This is a genomic window from Corynebacterium hesseae (assembly GCF_037850265.1).
Taxonomy (GTDB): Bacteria; Actinomycetota; Actinomycetes; order Mycobacteriales; family Mycobacteriaceae; genus Corynebacterium; species Corynebacterium hesseae.
On record NZ_CP137211.1, the window covers coordinates 2,481,988 to 2,506,853 of the forward strand.

The following is a 24,866-nucleotide window of genomic DNA, read 5'->3' on the forward strand; positions in this document are numbered from 1 at the left end:
TGAGAAGATGGAGCGCATGACAAACAACAATGATGACGGTGCCCGCTCGGGCACGTCCTCCACGGCCTCTGGCGCGGCGGCTTCTGCCGCCGCGGAGCCCATTAATGAAGAAGCTACCCTCCCGGTGTCGAAGACCGATGACAAGTCTCGCGTCCTCGGGCGCGATGCCATCTCCTTGGCCAAGGTGTGCTTGATCTTCATCATCGTGGTGGCGGGCGTCGGCCTGGCCGGCTACCTGCTGAAGTTCATCTGGGTGGGCCTGCTGCCGGTCATCCTGGCCATCCTGGTGTGCACGGTGCTCTTCCCCGTGACGAACTGGTTACGCGCGCACAAGTTCCCGCGTGCGTTGGCCTCCATCACCACGTTGCTGGGATTCTTGGCCATCATCGGCGGTGTCTTCGCGGCGATGGCCCCGGTGGTGTCCTCCCAGGGCGCTTCCTTGGTCAATCAGGCTGAAGGCGGCTTGAACAAGCTCGTCGATATGGCCAAGGACCTGCCCTTCGATATTGATGCCGCGAAAGTCCAGGAAGTCCTCGATGACGCCATGACCTTCATCAAGGGCCAAGCTTCCAACATCGCCACCGGGGTGATTTCCGGCGTATCGATGGCCAGCTCCATCGCCATGGCGCTCGCCATCATGCTCTTCGTAGCCTTCTTCATCCTCAAGGACGGCGATAAATTCTTGCCGTGGCTGCGCACCTATACCGGCTACTCCGCAGGTTGGCACGCCACCGAGCTACTGACTCGCGTGTGGAACACGTTATCCGGCTTCATTCAGGCACAGGCAGCCGTCGCAGCTGTCGACGGCATCCTCATCGGCCTCGGCCTCTGGGCTCTCCAGGTACCGCTGGCCCTTGTCATCGGCGTGGTTACGTTCTTCGCCAGCTTCATCCCGGTCATTGGTGCTGTCACTGCGGGTGTTTTGGCCGTCGTCATCGCTCTGGTCTCCGATGGGCTGACGAAGGCCTTGCTCGCTTTGGCACTCATCATCATCGTCCAACAGGTGGAGGGCAACGTGCTCCAGCCGATGCTGCAATCCAAGGCCATGGGCCTGCACGCCGCGATGGTTCTGCTATCCGTCACGGTCGGCTCCGCCCTGGCCGGCATCATCGGCGCCTTCCTGGCTGTGCCGGTGGCTGCCACCATTGCCGTGGTCTTCCGCTACCACCAGGAGATGGCCAGCCTACGCGCCGGCGAAATCGAAGCTAAAAACATTAAGATTTCCACGGCGGAGGGCCATGAGGACGTCATGGAGCTCTACGAGAACCTAGAGGCCAGCGGCGCCCGCTAGGTCAATGAGCTGCTCTAGCACCGACTGAACACACTGCTTCCCTCTTGCCGGACTCCGGTGCAAAATTTGGATTAGGCGATACTACGACAACGCCCGAGCTATACAGCTCGGGCGTTGTCCGTTTAGAGGCTAAGCAGTCCTAGGACTCCTTGCGGCGTCCAGGCCACAGAAGCACTAGTGCTGATGCAATTAGCACGAGTGCAAGACCCGCGATGATCGCTACGTCTGCACCGGTATTCGCAAGAACACGAGACTTGGGGCTATGTTGCTTCTCTACAGAATCCGCTTGATTTTCTACAGGATGCGAGTGCTCAGATGTGGGCCCATCCACCGTTGATGGCTGCTCAGTGACATGCCGTGCAGGCTCTTGAGTCGGCTGCGACTTGGGAGCCTCGGGCGCTGGGGTATCCGGCTGGTGGTTCTTAATCAAGAGCGGGACAATGGCCAGCGGTACCAACGGGATGAGCCACCCCCATGTACTAGAGCCTTCCTTAGGCTTATCGCCTTCGGGCTTGTCCGGATTCGACGACTGCGGTGCTGAAGTAGGGGTCGAGGTAACCGTCACCGGGGGACATGGATCGTCCTCCGGTGTCTCAGTAGTCGTGCTCTCTGTTGAGGACTCGGATTCAGTCTCCGTCGTCGTCACAGCGCTTTCAGTTCCTTCAGGCTCAGTCTCCGAAGGCGATACCGTCGTGGTGACGGTACTCGTCACGCACTGTTCAGTACTCGTTGGCGTCGTAGCGGACGACTCAGTCGAAGACTCCTCCGTAGTTGGCGATGGCTCAGCGGAAGAAGACGTCACCGAAGACGACGGAACAACCGAAGAAGACACAGAACTCGACGACGAGCTCGACGAAGACGACGAAGACTCCGTAGTCGGCGACGGCTCAGCAGAAGAAGACGTCACCGAAGACGACGGAACAACCGAAGAAGACACAGAACTCGACGACGAGCTCGACGAAGACGACGAAGACTCCGTAGTCGGCGACGGCTCAGCAGAAGAAGACGTCACCGAAGACGACGGAACAACCGAAGAAGACACAGAACTCGACGACGAGCTCGACGAAGACGACGAAGACTCCGTAGTCGGCGACGGCTCAGGGGTAGGTTCTTCTTCTACCGTTAGGGTTGTCCTCGCAGTAGCCTGTTTAAACAATGGCGAGTTGTGGCTTTCAACCTTCGCACCAAAATGCTCTCTTTCGGGCTCGAAGCTGCAGGTTTTGGAGCGAACTAGCTGCTCAATGTGAATGGTCGACCCTTCTGGAATCCAGACATCACCAGCAAACTTTTGATCATTAATCTTCCACTGGTACCTGTGCAGCCAACGGTAGAAACCGAAATCTGTACCATCCGCGCCCGTCCAGATTTCTGGTTCAGCCGACGGAATTGGCGTCGAAGCAGGATAGTCCTCAGTCTGGAAGACCTGATCCGTAAAGTCGGAACCATTCTTATCCGTGACAGCAAAGGTGGCAGGGCCCTCCAACTCGAAATCGTTGTTATCCGCACCCAACCACAAATCTGCTAGCCACGTGCCGTACTGTCCAGGATTCTCGAAGTGGAGGTTACCTGTAGCCAGACGCACGCATTGGTCTCCGTTTGGGTCCTCAACCATGTCCCAATTGCCCCACGTCCAGTCGAGCGTCGGCCGAATATCCACCTCCGTGGCCACGCCGATTCCAAGGTCTTCACCAGGCTTGGCTTCCTCACTGACTGTCACAGGAATGTCCACGCTCATTGTGGGGTTCGGGCCAAGCGGAAGATTTTCAACTGGAGTGAACTCAAACAGAATACTGTTGTGTTCTTCGTCCACAGTCACGTCCAAAGGGGTGCGGGACTGACCATCACCCCACTGGAAGGACAGCTGATCAACGTCCTGAACGATCAGCTTTGGATCGACCTGCAGCTCAAAAAGCACCGCAGTGGCATCCGATTCACCGTACCGCCACGTCCCAGTTTCCGGGAAAGGTACATCGCCTGTAAGCGTGACATGGGCAACCGCCGAATCACCCGGCTTAACCTTTTGGCGGTCTGTTTGGAGTGTGATTGATGCTTCGGGCCCTTGACCTAGATCATCACCGTGTTGAGTAGAAAGACTTGGATCCGTCAGCGCTGCCTCAGACGCGTTCGGAAGCGCCACCGCTGTAGCAGTAATGACGGCAGTAGCCGAGACAAACGCGCACAGCTTAATGGATAACGATTTTGAAATTTTCATGACAATCCCCATGCAAACTGAAAATGAACTGGCACAACCACCTATTCCAGCTGTGAATATATCCCGTTCATCCAGACTCAGCAACGCCTGTAGCGCCTAACCCCCGATTGCCAACCCCACACCTAATGGTGTTGGTAACAGAAACATTTATTTATCGGCACGCATCACAATCCTGGAAGCACACCACGGTGCATCAGGCGGCACGAGTGTGTGAGCCCTCATGCTGGTCGCAGTACACAATTATGCACCCGACAACTGCCCTATGGAGAGCCTAGTCCGCGGACACCGTGCCGAAGGCGGCGGCCAACTCCTCCGCCGCGCGGTCGAGCACCGAGGCCCACGAGCCATAGGATTCTTCATTAGCGGTGTCCGAAACCTGCTTGAGAAGCGTGCACGGCACACCAAACTTTCGGCACACCGCAGCGATGGCGTAGCCCTCCATATCGCACAGCGCAGAATCCTGGGCAAGGCGCGTGCGGGTCGGGGTATCCGAAATAAAGGCGTCACCCGTGGCAAGCGTGGCGGTCGGCAGCTTACCGGAGGTCTCTAACTCGATGACCTCGGGGAGCAGGTAGCGCGAAACATCACTGAGCACCTCCAAGTGGAAGTCGTGCTTGCGCACGTGGGAGACCTCGAAGACGCCCGAGAGATCGTCGCGAAGCGCGCCCGCAGTACCGATGTTGATGACACGCTCCGGCAGCACCTCTGCCGACGCCAGCACCGTTGTCAGCTCGATGGCGGCGGGAACCGTACCAATACCCGTGATGAGCAGCGGCGCTCCCTCCGGAACATGCGTGGCTTCGGCATCCACGGCAGCGACGAACAGTGTACGACCAGACAGATTCTCCATGCCTGAGAGACTACCCGCTGACCCGAGGAATGCTCTCCGTAACTCTGGCCGGGGTCTCTGCGGCCTTTGTAGGGTCTGGAACCACACCGAGACCTCAGAAAGGAGAACACAATGTTCACACCACGAGTTTTCGCCGGAGCCGCACTACTGTGCTTCCCCCTCATTGCATGCGCCAACCCAGAAGAAGTTCAGGCCAGCCCCGTCGCCGAAGTCTGCGAGGCAGGAAATGCCCACGCCGCTTTCGCCGACAACATCGCCCAGGTTCCCCAGTGGAATGGACATGAATGGGCACTGGTTGATTCCGCCCACTTCGATCCGTGCGCGAGCTTAAGTTGGCAGACCATTTCCGTCGAGGGTGCCACGGCCTCCTCGCCGCACCACATCATGCTCTTCCACTACGGCGAGTACATCGGCACCGCCACCGCCGAGCCCTACGCCTTCTTCCCCAGCGTCGAGCAGGTCAACGGCAGTGAGATTTCCGTGACCTACCACTGGCCGCAAGAAGGCGACGCCAATGCCGCACCGACGGGCACCACGGAAGCAAACTTCCGTTGGGACGCCGCCCAGAACAAAGTCATCATGAGCGGTGACGTTCCTCCTCGCTAAGATAAAACTAATCGTGCGCCTCACACGAGGCGCACTTTTTATGGAAGGAAAAATAATGCTCAGGCCTGCCTTTGTGGGCGCTATCCTCATCTGCCTCCCACTCGCTGCTTGTGCGCAAAGCCATCAGGACGAGGCAGAGACCCCTATGTTCAGTGCGGTCCACAACAGCTCGGCGAACGTTGCCACCGAGAACACCACGGAAGAGGAGATAAGCCCTGAGCCGACGAGCAGCGAGGCACCTTCCCCTACCCAGAGCGCGGACAAGTCGGAGTCCTGCGAGGATATTGACGCCGACGAGGCCTATCAATCAGGCATTGGCAGCATCGCGCCGTGGAATGACTTTGGCTGGCAACTATCCTCTTCCGACGGCTTCGACCCTTGCGCGGATTTGAGCTGGCAAATTATCACCATCGGGGGTGCCACGGCCTCCTCGCCACACCACATCATGCTCTTCCACAAAGGCGAATACCTTGGCACTGCTACCTTCGAGCCTTATGGTTTCTTTCCCACCGTCGAGCGAGTGAGTGACGCGGAGATCGCCGTGACCTACCATTGGGCCCGCGAGGGCGAAACCACCGCCGGGCGCACCGGCGAAACGCATGCCGGGTTCCGCTGGGACGAAGACCAGCAGAAAACAATCATGAGCGGTGATGTCCCACCGAACTAACCCCCCTTTTGTGCGGGATAATGCGGCTATAGTGTGACACGGCTTCCTGTGGAAGCTGCTGTCTGCCGCCCCCCGTCTTAAAGGAGTTCCCTGCGTGACTAATAGCAACCCCTGGGCCCCGCCAAACAACGAGGGCCCGGAACGTCCTGCACGCTCGAGGAGCATCATGATCATCGCCGTCGTCGTACTCCTTGCGGTCATTGCTGGTGTCACGTGGCTGTTAATGTCGCGCTCATCCTCTGAGAGCATCGAGCAAGAAGCTTCCTTTACACAGGTGGCCCCAAGCACCACCACAAGTGCTGCGGCCACCACAACGAGCGCTGAAACCCGCACTACAAGTGTTGAGACGAGCACCGCGAAACCCGTGACGTCTAAAGCCACGCCTCAGAAGGCAGACAGGTGCGGTACAGCAGCTGAAAAGACTAGGAATGATATTCCACGCCCGATGACGCTGTTTTGCAATGACGACTGGCTCTACCTCGCCACAGAAAACAGCTCCTCTTTTTACCTCTATTCCTGGGGCGGCGGAGAATGGGTTTCCTATAAAAACGACGGCCTCGTTGACTCAACGACGATCAAATGCTGGGATTCCAACCGCCTCAGTGCCAACAATGTCCCGAAGCAAATCACGGATGACATCCCCCTCTGCGAGCAGAGCACTGAGGACAGCGCTGAGAGCACACAAGCGCAAGAGACCTGCGATGGCCGCTACATCCTCATCGTGGACTCCCTCCTCGTCCCTTATGGCGAGTCCCCGCAATCCGAAATCGACCGCGTGGAGGCCCACTACGCCGGGGCCAAGATCATGCCGGGAACAGCATGCAGCTCGCTGCGTTCGGAACACGAAGGCAAGCAGGTCTATGCGGCCTACTACGACGCCGGACACAGCGTGGATGAGGTCTGTAAGCTCAAGGCGCGATACGGTGGCAACGCCCGTTCGCTCAATAACAATGCAGATTTCAGCGATCCCTGCTAACCCCTCGAAAGGACTTTTCGCCTCGTGGCACACTACAACCTCTATAACTCCCTCAACCTTGACCCTTCCGCTGATTCCGCGACCCTGACCTCGGATATCGAGCGCCGCCTCACCGCGACTGACCCGTCCAACGCCGCGCTTTACGACGAACTCTCCACCGCCCACAGCATCTTCTCCCGCCAGGACCGCCGCGAGCAGTATGACCGAGCTATCGCGGATCCCTTCGGCCCTGAGGTGGACGTCGCCCGCATCCGTGAGATCGCCACGTCTGGCTCGGGAGTGCAGCTCATGCCCCAGCCGTCGACCGCCCAGGCTTCCGGTTCCTCCAACTTCAACGTTGATCTGAGCAACTTCTCCTTCCCCGTGGAGCCCTCCCGCCAGCGCGCGCAGTCGAGCCAGTGGTGCATCGTGTGGGGCCTGCTGGCCTTCATGTGGATCATCTCCACGATTCGCGGCCTCGGCGCCCTCGCGGAGGTCGGCAACGCCAGCAGCGTCGAGCTCCTCTACGGCGCTGATGACTACGTCGACGAGGCCAGCTCCGCCGGCGCCTTCTTCTTCATGGTCGCCGGCGGCACCCCGGTCTACCTGATGATTGCGGAGTTCATCTGGTCCCTGCGCAAGACCTTGGGCCGCAAGCAGGCCGAGAAGAACGCCACGGCCTAAACTCGCGGGTTAACGCAGGCGCTGGCCCACAAAGCCGGCGGCAAGGGTGTTGCCGCTGGACTGATCGATGAGCAGGAAGTTGCCCACCGCGCCGCGGGCGGCATAATCCTCCACGGGAAGCTCCGCCTGTGTCTGGACGGTGATGAACGCAATGTCATTGAGGGCTGCTGATTCCGGTGCCTCAACATCCGCCACGCCATCGAGGTCGAGGATGCGCTCCACCGATGCCACGCGCGCCTTGACCAGCGCGGCACCATAGCGCAGTTTCACCATCTGGCCCGCACGCAGCTCCTTGTCCGTGAGGACCACCGCGGTGGCGGCGAATTCGCGCACCTCCTCCGGGCGCTGCGCACCGGCGATGAGGTCGCCGCGGGCCAAGTCGATGTCATCGGCCAGCCTAAGTACCACGGAATCCCCGGCGCGCGCCGCCTCATCCGAGCCAAGCGGGCCGTCGTTGGTATCGATCGCGGTGACCGTCGAGGTGCGCCCGCCTGGCAGGGTCACCTCATCCCCCACCGCCACGTGCCCGGCCTTCACGCGGCCGGCATAGCCGCGGTAGTCACTGGCGTGCTCGCGGATGACGTACTGGATGGGGAAACGCAGGTCCAGATCATCGGCGCGGCCGGTGGCCACTGGGACGGTCTCGAGCGTGTCGAGGACCGTCGGGCCCTCGTACCACGGCATGTTCGTGGAGCGTTCCACCACGTTATCGCCCTTCAACGCCGAGATCGGGATGGCCACCGAATCGGTGATACCCAAGCGCGCGGCGACCTCGTTGAACTCAGTCTCGATCGCACGGAAGGTGGCCTCGTCGTAGTCCACCAGGTCGATCTTGTTCACGCCCAGGATCACGTGGCGCACGCCCAGGAGTGCGGCCACGTTGAGGTGTCGGCGGGTTTGTTCGACGACGCCATTGCGGGCGTCGACAAGCAGCACCACCACCTGGGAGGTGGACATGCCGGTGACCGTGTTGCGCGTGTACTGCACGTGGCCCGGGGTATCGGCGAGGATGAAGGTGCGCTTATCGGTGGCAAAGTAGCGGTAGGCCACGTCGATGGTGATGCCTTGCTCGCGTTCGGCGCGGAGGCCGTCGACAAGCAGTGAGAGGTCCATGCCGTCGAAGCCGCGGTCGGCAGAGGAACGCTCCATGGACTCCACCTGGTCCGCCAGCACGGACTTGGTGTCGTAGAGCAGGCGGCCCACGAAGGTGGACTTGCCGTCATCGACGGAACCGGCGGTGCACAGGCGCAGGGTATCGCGCTGTTTGAGCGCGCCGACATTCGGTGCGAGGGTAGTCGTCATCAGAAGTAGCCTTCCTTCTTGCGGTCCTCCATGGCGGACTCGGACAGTTTGTCATCGGCGCGGGTGGCGCCGCGCTCGGACAGGGTGGAAATGGAGATTTCCGCGAGCACCTCATCGGGGGAGGCGGCGGTGGATTCCACAGCACCGGTGCAGGACATATCGCCCACGGTGCGGTAGCGCACGGTGCGGGTCTCCAACGGTTCATCCTCGCGCGGGCCGCCCCACTCGCCCGGGGTCAGCCACATGCCGTTGCGGTTAAACACCTCGCGCTGGTGCGAGTAGTAGATGGAGGGAAGCTGCAGATTGCGCGCGCCGATGTACTCCCAAATATCGGATTCGGTCCAGTTGGAGATGGGGAAGACGCGGACGTTTTCGCCGGCCATCTTGCCACCGTTGTAGAGGTCCCACAGCTCCGGGCGCTGGCGGCGCGGGTCCCAGCCGCCGAAGGAATCGCGGATGGAGAAGATGCGCTCCTTGGCGCGGGCGCGTTCCTCGTCGCGGCGGGCACCACCCAGGACGGCGTCGTAACCGCGCTCGGCGATTGTCTCCACCAGCGGCACGGACTGCAGCGGGTTGCGAGTGCCATCGGGGCGCTCCTGGAGGTCGCCGCGGTCGATCCAATCCTGGACGTGAGCGACGTGCAGGCGCGCGCCGGTCTCGGCGACGAGCTGATCGCGGAAGTCGATGACCTCCGGGAAGTTGTGCCCGGTATCGACGTGGATGAGCTCGAAGGGCACTGTGGCCGGCGCAAAGGCGCGGCGGGCGAGCTCGAAGACGACGACGGAGTCCTTGCCGCCGGAAAAGAGCAGGCCTACCTTGTCGAATTGCCCGGCGACTTCGCGCAGGATGTGAAGGGATTCGTTCTCTAAGTCTTTAAGGTGTGGTGAAAGAGTCATTAGTCGTGCAACCCGCATTCTGTCTTGCCGTCAGCGAAAACGCGCCCGGAGCGCGCATCCTCGCCCTCGCCTACCGGGAAGGTCAACGGCGCGCAGCCGATAGAGCGGTACCCCTGGAGGGTGAGGGGGTGGATGATGAGGTCGTGTTCCTTGATGTAGGCGTCGGTGTCATCGAGGTCCCACGTAATAATCGGGGAAATCTTCAGCCGCCCCGTGCGGTCCAGACTCAGCGCCGGGGCGGTGGCGCGGTGCTCGGAATCGGCGCGGCGCAGGCCGGTGACCCACCCGACATACGGGTCCATAGCCATGTTGAGCGGCTCCACCTTGCGCATGCGGTTATAGGCCGCGACATCGCGCGCGTACAGGCGCGGGCCATAAATCTTGTCCTGCTCCTCGGGGCTCAAGATAGGCAGGACGCGCACCAGCGGCAGGTCCGCATAGCGCTTGGCGACGTCCCCCGCCACCTCCAACGTCTCCGGAAAGTGCCAGCCGGTGTCGATGAAGAGGAGGTCGGCGTCGAGGTGCGCTTGGTGCGCGAGCTCGGCGAGCACGGTGTTTTCCATGGACATCGTGACGGCGAGGCGGCCGGGTGCGTGCTCGGCGGCCCATTCGGTGATGGTCTCGGCGGAGGCGTCATAAAGCTTGTCGGCCCACTCCTCGACGAGTTCCTGGTTGCGCTCGGCCACGGCAAGCTCGAGCGGCGCGGTGTCGCGGGTGCCTTCGGGGCTAATGCTGGGGTCGCGGTAGTCGCCGCGGTCCAGCAGGTTTATCGGTTCGGTCATGACACCTCACATTAAAGGGAGGCGGGCGTGTGCGCAGCCCCACAGTGGGGCGCGGGGGCTGTGAGCTTGGGTACTAGGGAGAATAAAAATTAGCCAGAATGAACCGAGCGGACTAGATTTACAGACTAGACAGTCTATTTCTACCGAACTGAAGGGGTTCTCATGCAGCGTGTTGCCATCGTCGGGGACAGCCCCGCCGCGCTCTCCACCGCCGAACGGCTCATCAGGGCCGGGCTGTGCGTGGACCTCTACTGCGAGCGCCCCGCGCCTTTCGGTTTGCTGCGCCGCTTCGCCGGGCTCTCCGGCGCGGAATCCGTTGCTGAGCCGTGCCCGAAGGGGACCACGCCGCGCCTGCGGCTCATCGGCAACGTCCGCGTCGGAGCCGATATTTCCCACGCGGACCTCAACCAGCTCTCCGCCTCCGGGGACCGCCACCTTGTTCTGTTGGAGCTCATGGCCCGCGGCGTGGCCATCACCACGTGGGAGGGCCTGTGCCAGCCCACCGACGACGTCGAGGACTGGGCCGCCGTCACGGCGCGGGCCCAGCGCGCGCCGGTCTGCTTCTAGCGCGCTAGACGCGCTCGCGTCTAGCGGGATAGACTTGCGCGGTCATTGACCTTTGGCCTTTCCAGGCCGCTCACATGAAACGTTGGTCTATGGAACTCCTACGTATCCTCATATCCCGTTCGAAGCCGTATACCGGCTACGTCATCGCGGTGTTGCTTCTCCAAGCATTGTCCACCGCGGCAACGCTTTACCTCCCTTCGCTCAACGCGAAGATCATCGACAGGGGCGTGGCCCAAGTTGATATCGACTACATCTGGCGCACCGGCGGCATCATGCTCATCGTGGCCTTCATCCAGGTCAGCGCCGCCATCGCCGCTATCTGGTTCGGCTCCCGCACCGCCATGGGCCTCGGCCGCGACCTGCGCTCCGAAGTCTTCCGCCGCGTCACCCGCTACTCCGCCGAAGACATGAGCAACTTCGGCACCGCCACCCTCATTACCCGCGGCACCAACGATGTCCAGCAGGTCCAGATGGTTTACATGATGATGCTCAACTTCATGGTTGCCGCACCCATTATGTCCATCGGCGGCATCATCATGGCCATCCGCGAAGACGCCGGAATGTCCTGGCTCGTCGCGGTGTCCGTCATCGTACTGCTGGCCGCCATCTCCGTCATCATCGTCCGCCTCATGCCGCTCTTCCGCTCCTGGCAGGAAAAGCTCGACGTCATGAACGGCACGCTGCGCGAGCAAATCGCCGGCATTCGCGTCGTCCGCGCCTTTACCCGCGAGGAGCACGAAGCCGAGCGCTTCCGCACCGCCAACCGCGACATCACCAACCTCTCGCTCAAGGTGGGTCAGCTGTTCGTCCTCATGTTCCCCATCATCACCGTCATCCTGAACGTAGCCACGGGCGCAGTTCTGTGGTTCGGCGGCCACCGCGTCGACGATGGCCTCGTGGAAGTCGGCTCCCTGACCGCCTTCCTGCAGTACCTGCTGCAGATCCTCGCGGCGGTCATGATGGGCACCTTCATGGCCATGATGCTGCCCCGCGCCGTCATTTGCGCGCGCCGCATCACCGACGTCCTCGAACACGATCCCTCCATCGTCGAGCCCGCTAACCCGCTCACCCCGGAGCGCTCCGAGGGTGTGGTCGAGTTCGACAACGTCACGTTCCAGTACGCCGGCGCCGAAGCGCCCGTGCTTCACGACGTCTCCTTCACCGCCACCCCCGCCACCACCACCGCGCTCATCGGCGCGACCGGTTCCGGCAAAACCACCGCACTCTCCCTGATCCCGCGCCTCTACCTCCCGACGAAGGGGCGCGTGCTTCTCGACGGCACCAATATCGCCGATATGGCACGAGGGGACGTCGTCAAGCGTGTGGGCCTCGTTCCTCAGAAGCCGTACCTGTTTAGCGGTTCCGTGGCCTCCAACCTGCGCCTCGGCGCCCCGGACGCCACCGATGAGGAGCTGTGGGAAGCGCTGCGCGTGGCCCAGGCAAACTTCGTCGAGGACCTCGACATGCACATCTCCCAGGGCGGCACCAACGTTTCCGGCGGCCAGCGCCAGCGCCTGTCCATCGCACGCATGCTGGTGGCGCGGCCGCTGGTGTACCTCTTTGATGATTCCTTCTCCGCGCTCGATGTCCTCACGGATGCCGCGGTACGCGACGCCATGCGGGAATACACCGCGGAGGCGACGACCATCATTGTGGCGCAGCGCGTGAGCTCGATTGTGGATGCGGATCAGATTCTGGTCATGGACGCCGGGCGCGTCGTGGCCCGCGGCACACACGAGGAGCTGCTGGAAAACTCGGAGACGTACCGCGAAATTGTGGAATCCCAGGAGGTGGCATAAATGGCTGAGCAGGACAACGCTACGTTGAGTGAAGACACCACTGCCGAGATCGAGGAGAAGACCGGCGAGAACGCGCCGCGCAAGGCCAAGAATTTTTGGCCCTCCGCCAAGCGTCTTTTTGGCCTGCTCGCGCCGTTCAAGGCGCAGCTTGTCGCGATTGCCGCGATGAACCTCGTGTGCGTGTTCCTCGCCGTGGCCGCGCCCAAGGTTATGGGCAAGGCCACCGACGTCATCTTCTCCGGCGTCATTTCCCGCCACCTGCCCGCCGGTATGACCAAGGAGCAGGCCATCGCCGCTCTGCGCGCGGGCGGGCAGGATAAGTTCGCGGACATGGCCTCCGCCATGGACTTGAACCCTGGCTTCGGCATTGATTTTTCCAAGCTGGGCACGGTCATCGGCATCGTGATTGCGATGTACGTGGTGTCCTCGCTCTTCCAGTGGTGGCAGGGCTACCTGCTCAACTCGCTGGTGATGAAGGTTGTCTTCGATCTGCGCGAGCGCATCGAGGCGAAGATCAACCGGCTTCCGCTGAACTACTTCGATACGCAGTCGCGCGGCGACCTTCTTTCGCGCACCACCAACGATGCCGACAACGTCCAGACGGCGCTGCAGCAGGCCATTTCGCAGCTGTTCTATAACCTGCTCATGGTCATCGGCATCACGGTCATGATGTTCACCGTGTCCTGGCAGCTGGCCCTCGTGGCGCTGCTGGCGCTGCCGCTGACCGGTGTGGTCATCGGGGTCGTCGGCTCGCGCGCGCAGAAGCAGTTCAAGGCGCAGTGGAAGGCCACCGGTGACCTCAACGGGCAGGTCGAGGAAGCCTTCTCCGGCCACGACCTGGCGACCGTCTTCGGGCGCATCGATTCCATGACGGAGGACTTTGATAAGCGCAACGAGGAGCTCTTCCGCTCCGCCTCGCTGGCGCAGTTCCTGGCGGGCATGATGATGCCGATCATGCAGTTCATCTCCTACCTGTCCTACGTGGTCATCGCGGTGCTCGGCGCGTTGAAGGTGGCCTCCGGCAACCTCACGCTGGGTGGCGCCCAGGCCTTCATCCAGTACTCCCGCGAGTTCAACCAGCCGCTGGGCCAGCTCGGCGGAATGATGCAGCAGGTGCAATCGGGCGTGGCCTCGGCCGAGCGCGTCTTCGAGTTCCTCGACGCTGAGGAAGAACCCGCCGAGGAGACCACCTCCCGCCTGGGCGGGCGCGCGAAGGGCTTGGTTGAGTTCGAGGACGTGGACTTCTCCTATGATCCCGAAACCCCACTCATCCAGGATCTCAGCCTCCGCGTGGAACCGGGCCAGACCGCGGCCATCGTCGGCCCCACGGGTGCCGGCAAGACCACGCTGGTCAATCTCATCATGCGCTTCTACGACATCGATTCCGGCACCATCCGCCTCGATGGCATCGACACCGCGCAGATGTCGCGCCACGAGCTGCGCTCGCAGGTGGGCATGGTGCTGCAGGACGCCGTCGTCTTTGAGGGCACCATCATGGACAACATCCGCTACGGCCGCCTCGACGCCACCGACGAGGAGGTCATTGCCGCCGCCAAGGCCACCTACGTGGACCGCTTCGTCCACGCGCTGCCTGAGGGCTATGACACGGTCATCGATCAGGACAATGGCGCGATTTCCTCCGGCGAGCGCCAGCTCATCACCATCGCGCGCGCCTTCCTGGCGCAGCCGGCGCTCCTTATCCTCGATGAGGCGACCTCCTCCGTGGATACCCGCACCGAGGTGCTTGTTCAGGACGCCATGAACGCGCTGCGCGCTGACCGCACCTCCTTCATCATCGCGCACCGCCTGTCCACGATTCGTGACGCCGACATCATCATCGTCATGGAGGAAGGACGCATCGTGGAACAGGGCACCCACGCCGAGCTTCTCGACGCCCACGGCGCCTACTGGCGCCTCCACCAGTCCCAGTTCCGCGAGGACTAGTCGACGGTCACGGACATCCTCGGGGCCGAGAACGTGTCACCCGTGAGGTTCGCCAGCTCAAGGGTGACGTCGCTTAAGGAAAGGTGCTCCATGAGGGCGTCGGGAAGCTCGGCGTCCGGAGCAGGGGGAATTCCGAGCTGATCGAGAACGGCATTGATATCGCCGCCGGTGAGATCTGCCGTGACGGGCACGGTGCGCGCACCCTCGACGGTGGGGGTGGCGGTCAGCGAGGTCGCCACGATGCGCGCGGGCTCCACGGTGGTTATCGAACCACCTGTCGTGAGCAGGCCATCGCCGGCATTTCCGGGCAAGGTGATGGCCAGGTTGCGCACGGCAAGGCGATCGCCGGTGAGCTCGATAACGCGCACCTCGCCGTCGCGGGTGGGCATCGTGCCCAGCGTGGCTTTCACGTTTCCCGTTAGCGTGACCTCGTCCGCCTTCACGGTGGAAAAGTAGGGCTGCGCCGGGGCGACCTGCGCGCTCACGCCCGTCGCGCTCGCCGCAGCGACCATGGCGGCCACGAACAACACGCTCCGTGAGCGCGAAGGACGGTGCTTAAACATCGGTGGGCTCCCACGCCAGGGTGAGCGCGCCGCCAATGATGCCGAGCAGCGTGCCGATAAGGAAGCCTCCCAAGTTAGAGGTAGGCAGCGCAATCACGGCCACGATGATGCCGAGCACTCCCAGATACGTCGAGGTGGCCGGGCGAAACCACGCTCCTAAGCCGAACATGACCAACAGCGTCCCGATAAGCAGCGTGGACACGCCCGACACCGTGGAAATCATGACCAGCAGGTCCGAGATGTGCACGGTGAAATACGCGGGCGTGGCGATGACGATTCCCGAAAGTATGAGCAGCAAGCCCGGGATGAACGGCCGCCCACCGCGCCACGCCTTAAACCGATCAGCAGCCATTTCCGCGGCCCCGTTCCACGGATACACCCACGTTCTGTGCTGACAGCGTCTTGGCGCCGATGGAGGTGGCGCGGACGTCGTCGGCAGTCAGCGAAACCTTCTTTGCATACAGGCCCCACGTTCCGGGATCCGCGGTGGTAGACAGCTGGCGCGCATCGATGCCCACGTTCGCGTCCTCCATGACCAACGAGCCTTCGATGTCCGACGCACCAACCAACAAGTCGGTGGCCTCCACGCTGTTATCGCCCTTCGCCTTCAGCGCCAGCGTGGCCTCCCCCACCGCCGGCAGGTCCGTCGTGACGTAGAGGCAAAGATCCGAGGCCACCGCGTGCTCCATCTTCAACCGGGCCGTCGGCACGTCCTCCTCACCCTTCTTGTCACTATCCACGAAGAGCGAGAAAGCCTCGCCCTCCAAGTGCCGCATGTTGACGTTGAAGAACGTTCCCGATAGCGCCAGGTTCGCCGTCAGACCGCCTTGCGCCACTGCAAACCCCGTCACGCCGAAAGCCGCAAATCCTGCGATAAGCCCCACCGCCGCCTTCGGCGCACTGATTCTTCCCATACACGTCAGCTTATTTCTCGGCCTCCGAAAACACTAGCTGAATCCTGACTCACTGATTTCGGGGCCGAGGATTTAAGGTAAGAGGCACACACAGCAGCAATTAAAGGAGCGCGCATGTTCGGCTGGGTTGCCATCGCCGCATCGGTCCCGGTGTGGCTGTACTTTTTCTACCGCCTCACGGCGCTGTTTCGGTTCATCCGCTCCGGCGGCCCCACGCAGCTAAACCGTACCGACCGCCCCCTGGCGCGCCTCGGCCGCGTGCTTATCGAAGTCTTCGGCCATACCCACTTCAAGGGCCGGCCGCTGGTCAATGCCGCGCACTGGCTCGTCATGGTGGGCTTCCTCTTCGGCGCCATCGTCTGGTTCGAGGCCTATATCCAAACCTTCGCCCCCGATAAAGGCTGGCCGTGGCTCAGCGACTGGCCGGTCTACCACTTCATCGAAGAGGTCCTCGCGATCGGCACCGTGCTGGGCATCTGCTTCCTCATTGGCGTGCGCCTGAAACTCGGCCACACCGAGCGCGGCAGCCGCTTCTACAATTCGCAGGTCTTCCCCGCACGCCTGGTGGAGGCCATCGTTCTCCTCGAGGGCCTAGGCATGCTCGCCGTCAAGGCCTCCGCCATCGCCACCTATGGCGGAGGCTCCCCGTGGGCTGATTTCTTGACCATGCGTGTGGCGGGGATTATGCAGGCGTCGCCAAGCATGGTGCAGTTCTTTGCCCTAGTGAAGCTGCTGACGGGCCTGGTGTTCATCGCCTGCATCGCGCGCTATTTCCAGTGGGGCGTGATGTGGCACCGTTTCATGGCCTTCTTCAACATCTTCTTCCAGCGCAACGCCACGGGTGAAAAGGCGCTGGGCTCAGTGCCCACACCCGACCTGGAGGACCTTGAGCCGGGGAGCTGGAAGATGCTTCTCGACGCCTCCTCCTGCACCGAATGCGGCCGCTGCCAGGACCTCTGCCCCGCATGGAACACCGAGAAGCCGCTGAGCCCGAAGAAGCTCATGATGGACCTGCGCCAGGGCGCGCTGGATAACTACAACCCGCACGAGGGGCTCAACGTGCTGGCGATGGCGGGCACGATTGATGATGATGTCCTGTGGGCCTGCACCAACTGCGGTGCGTGCGTGGACCAGTGCCCGGTAGACATCGAGCACATCGACCACGTGGCGGACCTGCGCCGGTTTAAGGTGCTGGCGGAGTCCGACTTCCCGTCGGAGCTGACCGGACTGTTTAAGAACATCGAGACAAAGGGCAACCCGTGGGGACGCAACGCCTCGGAACGGCGCGCGTGGATCGACGAGGCGCGTGCCGATGGCATCGAGGTGCCGATTATTGGTGAGGACGCGGAAGACTTTTCGGACCTGGAGTACCTGTTCTGGGTCGGTTGCGCGGGTACTTACGACGACAAGGGCCGCGCCACGACGCGCGCCGTGGTGGACATGCTGCACACCGCCGGCGTGAAGTTCGGTGTGCTGGCCACGGGCGAGACCTGCACCGGTGACCCGGCGCGCCGTGCCGGAAATGAGTTCCTGTTCCAGGTGATGGCGGAGCAAAACGTCGCCACGCTTAACGACGCCTTTGCCGGCGTCCCCAAAGGCCAGCGCAAAATCATCACGACGTGCCCGCACTGCTTCAACACGATTCGCAACGAGTACCCCGACTTCGACGGCCACTTCGACGTGCTGCACCACACGCAGCTGCTTAACCGTTTGGTGCGGGAGAAGCTGCTCGTGCCGGTGCCGCGCTCCCCGGAGAACCGCAAGCCGGTGACCTACCACGACCCGTGCTTCCTGGGCCGCCACAACAAGGTCTTCGACCCGCCGCGTGAGCTCGTGGAGGCGACCGGTGCGTCGCTGGCGGAGATGGACCACAACCGCGACGAGGCCTTCTGCTGCGGCGCCGGTGGCGCGCGCATGTTCATGGAAGAAAAGCTGGGCAAGCGCATTAACGAGTTCCGCTCGGAGCAGGCCGTGGCAACGGGCGCGGAACAGATCGCGACGGGCTGCCCGTTCTGCAACGTCATGCTCACGGGCGGCGTGAAGTCCATCGCGCCGGAAACCCAGGTCAGCGATGTGGCGCTCATGCTGCGCAGCGCCATCGCCCCCTCCGGCGACCTCCCTGCCCCGCGCGAGAAGGCCTTCCTCGACACGCCTCGCCGCCTGCCCGTGGAAGATTCCGACGTGCCTTCCCCGGAAGCGACCGCTGCGCAATCTGCCCCGACAAGCTCCCCACAGGCCCCCACCGCTGCGCCGTCCGCACCAAGCGCTGCCTCTGCGCCGCAGGCACCTGCAGCGCCGACGCCTCCGGCTGCCCCCAGCGCTCCTGCAGCACCCACTGCGCCCCAAGCTCCGTCCGCGCCAACCGTGCCTACTGCTCCAGCAGTTCCTTCCACCCCTAGTGCACCGGCGGCCCCCAGCACACCTCAGGTACCCGCAGCCCCCACCGCTCCCGCAGCTCCGACTGCGCCAAGCGCGCCGCAAGCACCCGCAGCGCCTAGTGCCCCGGCTGCTCCTTCGACACCGAAACCTCTAACTGCGCCCAGCACTCCTGCGGCGCCGTCCGCACCGACACCACCGGCGGCACCCAGCGCACCCGCGGCACCAAAGGCTCCAGCCGCACCCAGCGCACCCGCGGCACCAAAGGCTCCAGCCGCACCCAGCGCACCTCAGGCACCATCTGTGCCAGACGCGCCAGCGGCACCCAGTGCCCCGGCGGCGCCGAAGGCTCCGGGGGCGTCGGCAAGCAAGGGCGACTAGTGCGACGTCGGCCACACCACCAACGCACGGGGTAGGCGTGCCTGATACCCCACAGGTACGCTCTACCCCATGCAAACTGACGTAACCTACGTCCTCGCCTCGGGCGAGACCAACTACACCAACTCGCTGGTGTCCTTCGCATGGATTATGGCGGTGGCGCTGTTGGCACCGTTGGTATCCCATGCCCTAGGCAAGAAGATGCCGGCCGTGGCGCTGCTCATTTTCTTCGGCATGCTCATCGGCCCATCGATGTTGGGCCTGGCCCATGAAGACCCCGGCATCGGAATGCTCAAGGAGCTTGGCGTTGGCGCGCTGTTCCTGCTTGCGGGTTTTGAAATTGACCTCGCCAGCCTGAAGTCGAAGGAAGCCGCGACGGGGCTGTCCACGTGGCTCATCTGCATGGTGGTGTGTGGCGTTGGCGCGTACTTCCTCATGGATGACATCCCCGGCGCCATCGTCATGGCAATTGCTTTGACGTCGACGGCACTGGGCACCATCACGCCGATGCTCAAGCAGGACAAGCTGCTTGGCACGCGGGTGGGCGATTCCGTGGTCATCCACGGCGCCATCGGTGAGGTTGCGCCGATTACCGCGATGGCGCTCCTTTTGGGAACGCGCTCCACGTGGACCACAATGTTGATTCTTCTGGCCTTCATCGCAATCGCGGTCGCCGTGGCCATCATGCCCTTTGCCATTACGACGCTCATGCCGTGGTTCAAGGACGCATTCATCTCCGGGGCGGGCTCCACCAACCAAACCATCATGCGCCTCATCATTTTGATTCTGGCCATCCTCATGGCGGTCACCGCCGTTTTTGAGCTCGATATCGTGCTGGGCGCCTTCGCAGCGGGCATCATCCTGAACCGCATCGTGCCCGATGAGTTCCATAAGGGCTTGGAGAACCGCCTCGACGTGGTGTTTTATTCCATGCTCATCCCGGTCTTCTTCGTGGTCTCCGGCATGGCGATTGACTGGAAGGTCATCGTGGACGAGCCCCTCAAGGTCCTCGGCATCCCGCTTCTTATCCTGGTGACCCGCGGCCTGCCAGTGTTCCTGCGCGAAAATATCCACCACACGGGCTCCGACGTCGAAACCACCCGCGAGCGCCTCCAAGTGGCGCTCTATGCGGCAACCGGCCTGCCCATCATCGTGGCGGTGATGACGCTTGCGGTGGGTTCGGGCATCGTCGATACAGAAATGGCCTCGATCTTCATCGCCGGCGGTGCCCTCACCGTCGCAATCTTCCCGTTCCTCTCCGGCCTCGTGCGCGAAAAGGAGCAAGCTAAATAGGCTGTTAGGATGGCTATTGTGACTAATCCTTTCAGCATGCGGCTTTCCGACGCCGAACGGACCAACGCCGTCAACGACCTCGCCCAGGCCTTGGGTGAAGGCCGTCTATCGATGGACGAGTTTGAACAGCGCACCGACGCGATAATGGAGGCGACGACTCGCCGCGAGCTGGCGGCCGTCTTCATGGATATCCCCACCAAAGCCAGCACGGAGCTCAAGATCTACTCCCAAGGTGAAATGGAGCGCGCCTACCAGGCTACGAAGAAGCCTCGACTGGCCACGGCCATGGTAGGCACGCTGGGGTTGTTGTTCGGCTCGATTGCATCTTTCGGTGCCATGTCCGGCGTCACCGCCGCGCTGACCGGAACGGGCCTGCTTTTCCTCATCCCCGCGTTGTGGATCATGCTGTACGTGGCCAAGGTGGGCCCGGAATCCTGGCATCGCCCGTCGCCGCGCCAGATCGAGCGCCAGCGCATGCGCGAGCTCAAGGCCGCGGGCGCGGAGGAACGCGCGCAGATGCGGGCGTTGGAGCAGGCGCAATGGGCGGAGAGGCGTCGTCAAGCAAGCGAAATCACCGGCGATGCGATGAATCTGGCCAAACGCAAGCTGGAGCAGTGGAACCAGAAGTAACATATCCGGCATGACACACAACCGGATTTTTGATCAATCCACCAAACTACAAGGCGTTGCCTACGATATTCGCGGCGAGGTTTCCACGGAGGCCGAGCGCATGGAGCTCGACGGGCACAGCATTTTGAAGCTCAACACCGGCAACCCGGCAGTGTTTGGTTTCGATGCGCCGGACGTCATCATGCGCGACATGATTGCGGCGCTGCCGACCTCCCAGGGCTACTCCACATCGAAGGGAATTATCCCGGCGCGTCGCGCGATTGTGACGCGCTATGAGCTGGAGGATTTCCCCAGCTTCGACGTCAATGACGTGTACCTGGGCAACGGCGTCTCCGAACTAATTTCGATGGTCACGCAGGCGCTGCTTGACGACGGCGACGAGGTTCTCATCCCCGCCCCTGACTACCCCCTGTGGACGGCAGCGACGTCGCTGGCGGGTGGCACGCCTGTGCACTATTTGTGCGATGAAGAGGATGATTGGAATCCGTCCATTGAGGATATTCGCGCAAAAGTAACGGAGAAGACCAAGGCTATTGTGGTCATTAATCCGAATAACCCGACGGGTGCGGTGTACTCGCGTGAAACGCTGCAGAAAATCGTTGAGGTAGCACGCGAATACAATCTGCTGATTCTGGCGGATGAGATTTATGATCGCATTCTTTATGACGGCGCGAAGCACATTTCGATTGCCTCGCTGGCGCCGGACTTGCTGACGATCACGTTTAATGGCCTGTCGAAGGCCTACCGCGTGGCCGGCTACCGCGCCGGCTGGATGGTGCTGACGGGCCCGAAGTCCCATGCGCGCGGTTTCATCGAGGGCCTGGATTTGCTGGCGGGCACGCGCCTGTGCCCGAATGTGCCGGCGCAGCACGCGATTCAGGTCGCACTTGGTGGGCGTCAGTCCATTTATGAGCTCACCGGCCAGGGCGGGCGCCTGCTCAAGCAGCGCAATGTCGCATACGAGAAGCTCAACGAGATTCCAGGCGTATCCGTGACGAAGCCGATGGGCGCGTTGTATTGCTTCCCGCGCTTGGATCCAGAGGTCTACGAGATCCACGATGACGCGAAGCTCATGCTCGACATCCTGCGCGCCGAAAAAATCCTCATGGTGCAGGGCACCGGCTTTAACTGGCCCACGCCGGATCACTTCCGCGTGGTCACGCTGCCGTGGGCTTCGCAGCTGGAGAACGCGATCGAGCGGCTCGGCAACTTCCTGGTGAGCTACCGCCAGTAGCCCTGCACGCTACTGACGGCCAGGCTTCCCACGATCGGGCAAGCGTAAAGGGGCGCGCTCAGCGCAAAAGCGTGCGAGGCCCCTTGCCTCGAGCACTAGCGGTCGGGCGGAGCGGGGCTTCCCGGCTCGGAAGGTGTGGATGCCGGCGGCGCGGCGGGTGTGCGGGCGCTTGGCTCAGTACAGCTTTGGCTTGCGGTGCCGTCACGATGCTCCCGGATGCGCTGAGCGCGCGGCGCGCGATGCGGGTGGGCCGGTTCACGCGGATCGTGGGGCCCAGCCGGTACCCATTTAATCTTGCCGTTTTCGCGCACAATGCGGCCGCGACCCGGGAGGCCATTGATGGCGTTGTGGTATTTGCACAGCGGAGTGAGGTTCTCGGGGTTCGTTTCGCCGCCGTGTCTCCATTCTGTGATGTGGTGTATCTGGGAATAATCGGCGCCGCACAGGCAGCGATCCCAGGCGCAGGTGGGTTGCTCACCGCAGGCCATGATGCGCTGCTTCTCCGAGGCGACGCGCTGGGTGCGGTGGAGTTCCACGGGGCCTTTGACGCGGTCAACAATCATGACGAGGCCTTCTTCGGCGAGCTCGCGCTCGATGAGCTCTTTGCCCGTGATCTTGGCGCCGTTGGATAGCTGAATCACGATATCCCCGAGGTCTGGGGCTGCGTTGTCCCGAGACTCGTCGGCGCAGCTACTGATAGTGGGCTGGTCCGAAGTAGAATTTGGGGGTATTGGAGCGGCGGAAGCAGGATCCGCGGAATCGGGGCGCGGGGTGGAGGGATCACCGAGGCGACCCAGGATTGTGGCGTACTCGGGAAGCTCCATGACGGCGAGGGTCTGGGCAACGGGGCGGGCGAGGCGGCCCTCGCGAAACGCGGCCGTGAAGGAACCCACAGGATCCTCCTCATCGATATTGGGCCGCAGGTCCTCGATGAGTGCAGCCGGAGCCGTGAGCGTGAGCTTGGATAGCTCCTTTCCCCGGCGAATTGTCACTCCCGGCTTCGGCGCGGGCGGCGGGCTGAGCTCGCGAATGCGCTTGCGCGCATAGCGGGCCACGGCCTTCTCATCGCCAGCGATTCCGCACAGCTCAATGCGCAGATCCCACGCCTGGTGCTGTTTCTTCAGCCTTCCTGCGAAGCGCTCAATGAGCAACAGCGTGGGCAGGTCGTGCCCATTGGCACGGGCGGCCGAAACGGCACGCGCCTGTTTGCGGGTGAAGGAGGTGGAGGCAAAGTAGACGTCGAAAAGCGCCAGCAGAGAGCGTGCCGCAGACTCCGGACCCCACACCCGAAGCTGCTCGAAGCTGAGCCCCGCAACGCCGGCGACGAGCTCGATGCCCGCCGCCTGGCTGCGAAGATGCGCTTCCACAAGGTTCATGCCAGCAACGCTAAACGCCCCACCCGCACCGCACAACGGCGCCGCCGCCAGCCTGTGGATAACTTGTTGATCGTGTCATCATTAGTTTTCTTTTTAATGAAACTCATTCACAATGATAGGCATGACTAACCTGAATCCGTGGCGTACTGGGCTCATCAGTTTTCTTAGCCTCTCCGCCCTGATAACGCTTGCGGGTTTGTTTCTACTACGCCCCACCACCCCGCCATCCGAGCACACCAGCGCCGATTTCTTCGCTACCTATGCGCTCAATCAGCCACAGGTGACCGGAACCGTCGACCGCATCGATCATCATCTTTGCAGCGATCCCCATGCCGGCCGGGCTTTCGACGAAGCCCCGCTGATTCCCGCCGCGAGCGAGGACACCAGCTGCACCCGCGCACTGATAGATCTGACCTCCGGCGAGGACACGGGGCGCAAAACCCAACTCATCTTCCACGGCCTGGCCAGTGACCCGATCCTAAACCAGGGCGATGAGATAGTGCTTTCCCATTCCGCGGATGGCACCTATGCCTTCGCTGATTTTCAGCGCAGTGGAAACCTTGCGTTATGGGCTATTATCGCGGCCCTTGTTACCGTCGGCTTCGCCGCCTGGCACGGACTGCGCGCACTGCTGGGCCTAGTAATCAGCTTGGCAATCGTCTTCTTTTACCTCATCCCCTCCCTCATCGAGGGCCATTCGGCGCTGCCGCTGGCGCTCGTTACCTGCGCGGCCATCCTTTTTCTCGCCGTTCCTCTCGTGCACGGCGTGAACTGGAAATCAGCCTCCGCCTTAGGAGGAGCATTGGTGGCGCTGGCGTTGTCGGGGGCGTTGGGGTGGGCGTCGATAAGCAGCACGGCACTGACGGGTTCCAGCTCGGAGGATAATCTCAAGCTGCTGCTCTACATGCCCGGGGTGCCCGTTGTGGGCGTGCTGCTGTGCGGGTTTATCATCGGTGCGATCGGCAGCCTCAACGACATCGCGGTGGCGCAGGCCTCCACCGTGCGCGAGCTGCACGCCGCTGATCCGACGGTGGGGCCCGGCACGCTCTTTACCTCAGCGATGAAAGTGGGCCGCGACCATATCGCCTCCATGGTGTACACCATCGTGCTGACCTATACCGGCGCGGCCCTGCCCCTGCTGATGCTCATCACGGCGGCGCAGCGCCCAGCCCTGCAGATCCTCTCCAGCGACCTCGTCGCCACGGAGGTTCTGCGCTCCCTGCTGGGCGCGATGGCCTTGACACTCGCGGTGCCGCTGACCACCGTGATTGCGGCGTTTACTGTGCCGGAAGGACGCGACCAAGCGCCTCGACGGCCCAGCCCGCGGCGCGCCAAGCATCGACGCTGAGCACGTTGCGGCCGTCGATGATGTGGCGGCGGGCCACGAGTGCACCAGCCTCAGCCGGGTCGAGGTCGCGGAATTCCTGCCACTCGGTGGCCAGGATGACCAGCTCGGTGTCCTTGAGTGCCGCGCTTGCCGACGCCGCGTAGTTCAACGTCGGGAACACCTTCTTAGCGTTCTCCCTCAGCCTCGTAGCAAAACACAA

General features: G+C 62.5%; 23 protein-coding genes and 1 pseudogene. 14 read left to right on the plus strand and 10 right to left on the minus strand.

Going from position 1 to position 24,866, the window contains the following annotated elements; translation table 11 throughout:
- Positions 1–16: 16 nt before the first annotated feature.
- Positions 17–1,291, plus strand: coding sequence for an AI-2E family transporter (locus R3O64_RS11625; RefSeq protein WP_339016957.1), 1,275 nt, complete (start codon positions 17–19; stop codon positions 1,289–1,291).
- Between the two features lie 139 nt (positions 1,292–1,430).
- On the opposite strand, the gene R3O64_RS11630 is transcribed toward R3O64_RS11625, so the two are convergent.
- Positions 1,431–2,003 carry a hypothetical protein gene (locus R3O64_RS11630; protein WP_339016958.1) on the minus strand — a complete coding sequence of 191 codons (573 nt, stop codon included), beginning with the start codon at positions 2,001–2,003 and terminating at the stop codon, positions 1,431–1,433.
- Between R3O64_RS11630 and R3O64_RS11635 the strand changes: the two genes are divergently transcribed.
- On the plus strand, positions 1,984–2,538 hold the full coding sequence (locus R3O64_RS11635) for a hypothetical protein (protein ID WP_339016959.1): 555 nt from the start codon (positions 1,984–1,986) through the stop codon (positions 2,536–2,538). The genes R3O64_RS11630 and R3O64_RS11635 overlap by 20 nt on opposite strands.
- A gap of 1,236 nt (positions 2,539–3,774) precedes the next feature.
- On the opposite strand, the gene R3O64_RS11640 is transcribed toward R3O64_RS11635, so the two are convergent.
- A complete protein-coding gene (locus tag R3O64_RS11640) occupies positions 3,775–4,353 on the minus strand; it encodes a nucleosidase (RefSeq protein ID WP_339016960.1) in 579 nt (192 codons plus the stop codon).
- A 111-nt stretch (positions 4,354–4,464) separates the two neighbouring features.
- Here R3O64_RS11640 and R3O64_RS11645 point away from each other — a divergent pair, with 111 nt between their 5' ends.
- The 4 genes from R3O64_RS11645 to R3O64_RS11660 all read left to right on the plus strand — a co-directional run bounded on the left by R3O64_RS11645 (position 4,465) and on the right by R3O64_RS11660 (position 7,265).
- Positions 4,465–4,959 (plus strand): LppP/LprE family lipoprotein, encoded by a 495-nt coding sequence (locus R3O64_RS11645; RefSeq protein WP_339016961.1) that lies wholly within the window; start codon positions 4,465–4,467, stop codon positions 4,957–4,959.
- A gap of 55 nt (positions 4,960–5,014) precedes the next feature.
- Entirely contained in the window at positions 5,015–5,626 is a 612-nt protein-coding gene (locus tag R3O64_RS11650) for an LppP/LprE family lipoprotein (RefSeq protein ID WP_339016962.1), read from the plus strand.
- Positions 5,627–5,720: 94 nt separating this feature from the next.
- The gene (locus tag R3O64_RS11655) at positions 5,721–6,602 is read left to right on the plus strand and encodes a hypothetical protein (protein WP_339016963.1); all 882 of its coding nucleotides are present in this window, start codon (positions 5,721–5,723) and stop codon (positions 6,600–6,602) included.
- 24 nt (positions 6,603–6,626) lie between these two features.
- Positions 6,627–7,265 carry a hypothetical protein gene (locus R3O64_RS11660; protein WP_144676761.1) on the plus strand — a complete coding sequence of 213 codons (639 nt, stop codon included), beginning with the start codon at positions 6,627–6,629 and terminating at the stop codon, positions 7,263–7,265.
- 9 nt (positions 7,266–7,274) lie between these two features.
- Here R3O64_RS11660 and R3O64_RS11665 read toward each other — a convergent pair whose 3' ends face one another.
- The 3 genes from R3O64_RS11665 to R3O64_RS11675 are packed head-to-tail and all read right to left on the minus strand — an operon-like array spanning position 7,275 to position 10,245.
- Positions 7,275–8,567: a sulfate adenylyltransferase subunit 1 gene (locus R3O64_RS11665; protein ID WP_339016964.1), complete on the minus strand. Its 1,293-nt coding sequence runs from the start codon at positions 8,565–8,567 to the stop codon at positions 7,275–7,277.
- Entirely contained in the window at positions 8,567–9,463 is an 897-nt protein-coding gene (cysD, locus tag R3O64_RS11670) for a sulfate adenylyltransferase subunit CysD (protein ID WP_010188641.1), read from the minus strand. The genes R3O64_RS11665 and cysD overlap by 1 nt, the downstream gene beginning before the upstream one ends.
- On the minus strand, positions 9,463–10,245 hold the full coding sequence (locus tag R3O64_RS11675; protein ID WP_070532030.1) for a phosphoadenylyl-sulfate reductase: 783 nt from the start codon (positions 10,243–10,245) through the stop codon (positions 9,463–9,465). The genes cysD and R3O64_RS11675 overlap by 1 nt, the downstream gene beginning before the upstream one ends.
- A 162-nt stretch (positions 10,246–10,407) precedes the next feature.
- On the opposite strand from R3O64_RS11675, the gene R3O64_RS11680 reads away from it, so the two are divergent.
- The 3 genes from R3O64_RS11680 (at position 10,408) to R3O64_RS11690 (ending at position 14,555) form a co-directional block, all read left to right on the plus strand.
- Positions 10,408–10,812 carry a methylenetetrahydrofolate--tRNA-(uracil-5-)-methyltransferase gene (locus R3O64_RS11680; protein ID WP_250224332.1) on the plus strand — a complete coding sequence of 135 codons (405 nt, stop codon included), beginning with the start codon at positions 10,408–10,410 and terminating at the stop codon, positions 10,810–10,812.
- A gap of 89 nt (positions 10,813–10,901) precedes the next feature.
- Positions 10,902–12,611: an ABC transporter ATP-binding protein gene (locus tag R3O64_RS11685; RefSeq protein ID WP_339017563.1), complete on the plus strand. Its 1,710-nt coding sequence runs from the start codon at positions 10,902–10,904 to the stop codon at positions 12,609–12,611.
- A complete protein-coding gene (locus R3O64_RS11690) occupies positions 12,612–14,555 on the plus strand; it encodes an ABC transporter ATP-binding protein (RefSeq protein ID WP_339016965.1) in 1,944 nt (647 codons plus the stop codon).
- On the opposite strand, the gene R3O64_RS11695 is transcribed toward R3O64_RS11690, so the two are convergent.
- The 3 genes from R3O64_RS11695 to R3O64_RS11705 are packed head-to-tail and all read right to left on the minus strand — an operon-like array spanning position 14,552 to position 16,032.
- On the minus strand, positions 14,552–15,118 hold the full coding sequence (locus tag R3O64_RS11695) for a hypothetical protein (protein WP_144676771.1): 567 nt from the start codon (positions 15,116–15,118) through the stop codon (positions 14,552–14,554). The genes R3O64_RS11690 and R3O64_RS11695 overlap by 4 nt on opposite strands.
- Positions 15,111–15,470 (minus strand): DUF6114 domain-containing protein, encoded by a 360-nt coding sequence (locus tag R3O64_RS11700; protein ID WP_339016966.1) that lies wholly within the window; start codon positions 15,468–15,470, stop codon positions 15,111–15,113. The genes R3O64_RS11695 and R3O64_RS11700 overlap by 8 nt, the downstream gene beginning before the upstream one ends.
- Positions 15,460–16,032, minus strand: coding sequence for a DUF6230 family protein (locus R3O64_RS11705; protein ID WP_070523701.1), 573 nt, complete (start codon positions 16,030–16,032; stop codon positions 15,460–15,462). The genes R3O64_RS11700 and R3O64_RS11705 overlap by 11 nt, the downstream gene beginning before the upstream one ends.
- A gap of 114 nt (positions 16,033–16,146) precedes the next feature.
- On the opposite strand from R3O64_RS11705, the gene R3O64_RS11710 reads away from it, so the two are divergent.
- From R3O64_RS11710 to R3O64_RS11725, 4 genes are all read left to right on the plus strand, one after another.
- Entirely contained in the window at positions 16,147–18,789 is a 2,643-nt protein-coding gene (locus R3O64_RS11710) for a (Fe-S)-binding protein (RefSeq protein WP_339016967.1), read from the plus strand.
- Between the two features lie 69 nt (positions 18,790–18,858).
- Complete coding sequence (locus R3O64_RS11715) at positions 18,859–20,079, plus strand: cation:proton antiporter (protein ID WP_070523707.1); 1,221 nt, start codon at positions 18,859–18,861, stop codon at positions 20,077–20,079.
- 9 nt (positions 20,080–20,088) lie between these two features.
- A complete protein-coding gene (locus tag R3O64_RS11720; RefSeq protein WP_227485910.1) occupies positions 20,089–20,709 on the plus strand; it encodes a DUF1707 SHOCT-like domain-containing protein in 621 nt (206 codons plus the stop codon).
- 10 nt (positions 20,710–20,719) lie between these two features.
- Positions 20,720–21,943, plus strand: a complete 1,224-nt coding sequence (locus tag R3O64_RS11725) for a pyridoxal phosphate-dependent aminotransferase (protein WP_193634727.1) — start codon at positions 20,720–20,722, stop codon at positions 21,941–21,943.
- Between the two features lie 95 nt (positions 21,944–22,038).
- On the opposite strand, the gene R3O64_RS11730 is transcribed toward R3O64_RS11725, so the two are convergent.
- Positions 22,039–23,319, minus strand: a complete 1,281-nt coding sequence (locus R3O64_RS11730) for an HNH endonuclease signature motif containing protein (RefSeq protein WP_339016968.1) — start codon at positions 23,317–23,319, stop codon at positions 22,039–22,041.
- 121 nt (positions 23,320–23,440) lie between these two features.
- On the opposite strand from R3O64_RS11730, the gene R3O64_RS11735 reads away from it, so the two are divergent.
- Positions 23,441–24,667: a YibE/F family protein gene (locus tag R3O64_RS11735; RefSeq protein WP_339016969.1), complete on the plus strand. Its 1,227-nt coding sequence runs from the start codon at positions 23,441–23,443 to the stop codon at positions 24,665–24,667.
- Here the strand turns inward: R3O64_RS11735 and R3O64_RS11740 are convergent.
- A pseudogene (locus R3O64_RS11740) lies at positions 24,597–24,842 on the minus strand (UDP binding domain-containing protein); the annotation flags it as partial. The gene R3O64_RS11735 and the pseudogene R3O64_RS11740 overlap by 71 nt on opposite strands.
- Positions 24,843–24,866 lie beyond the last annotated feature (24 nt).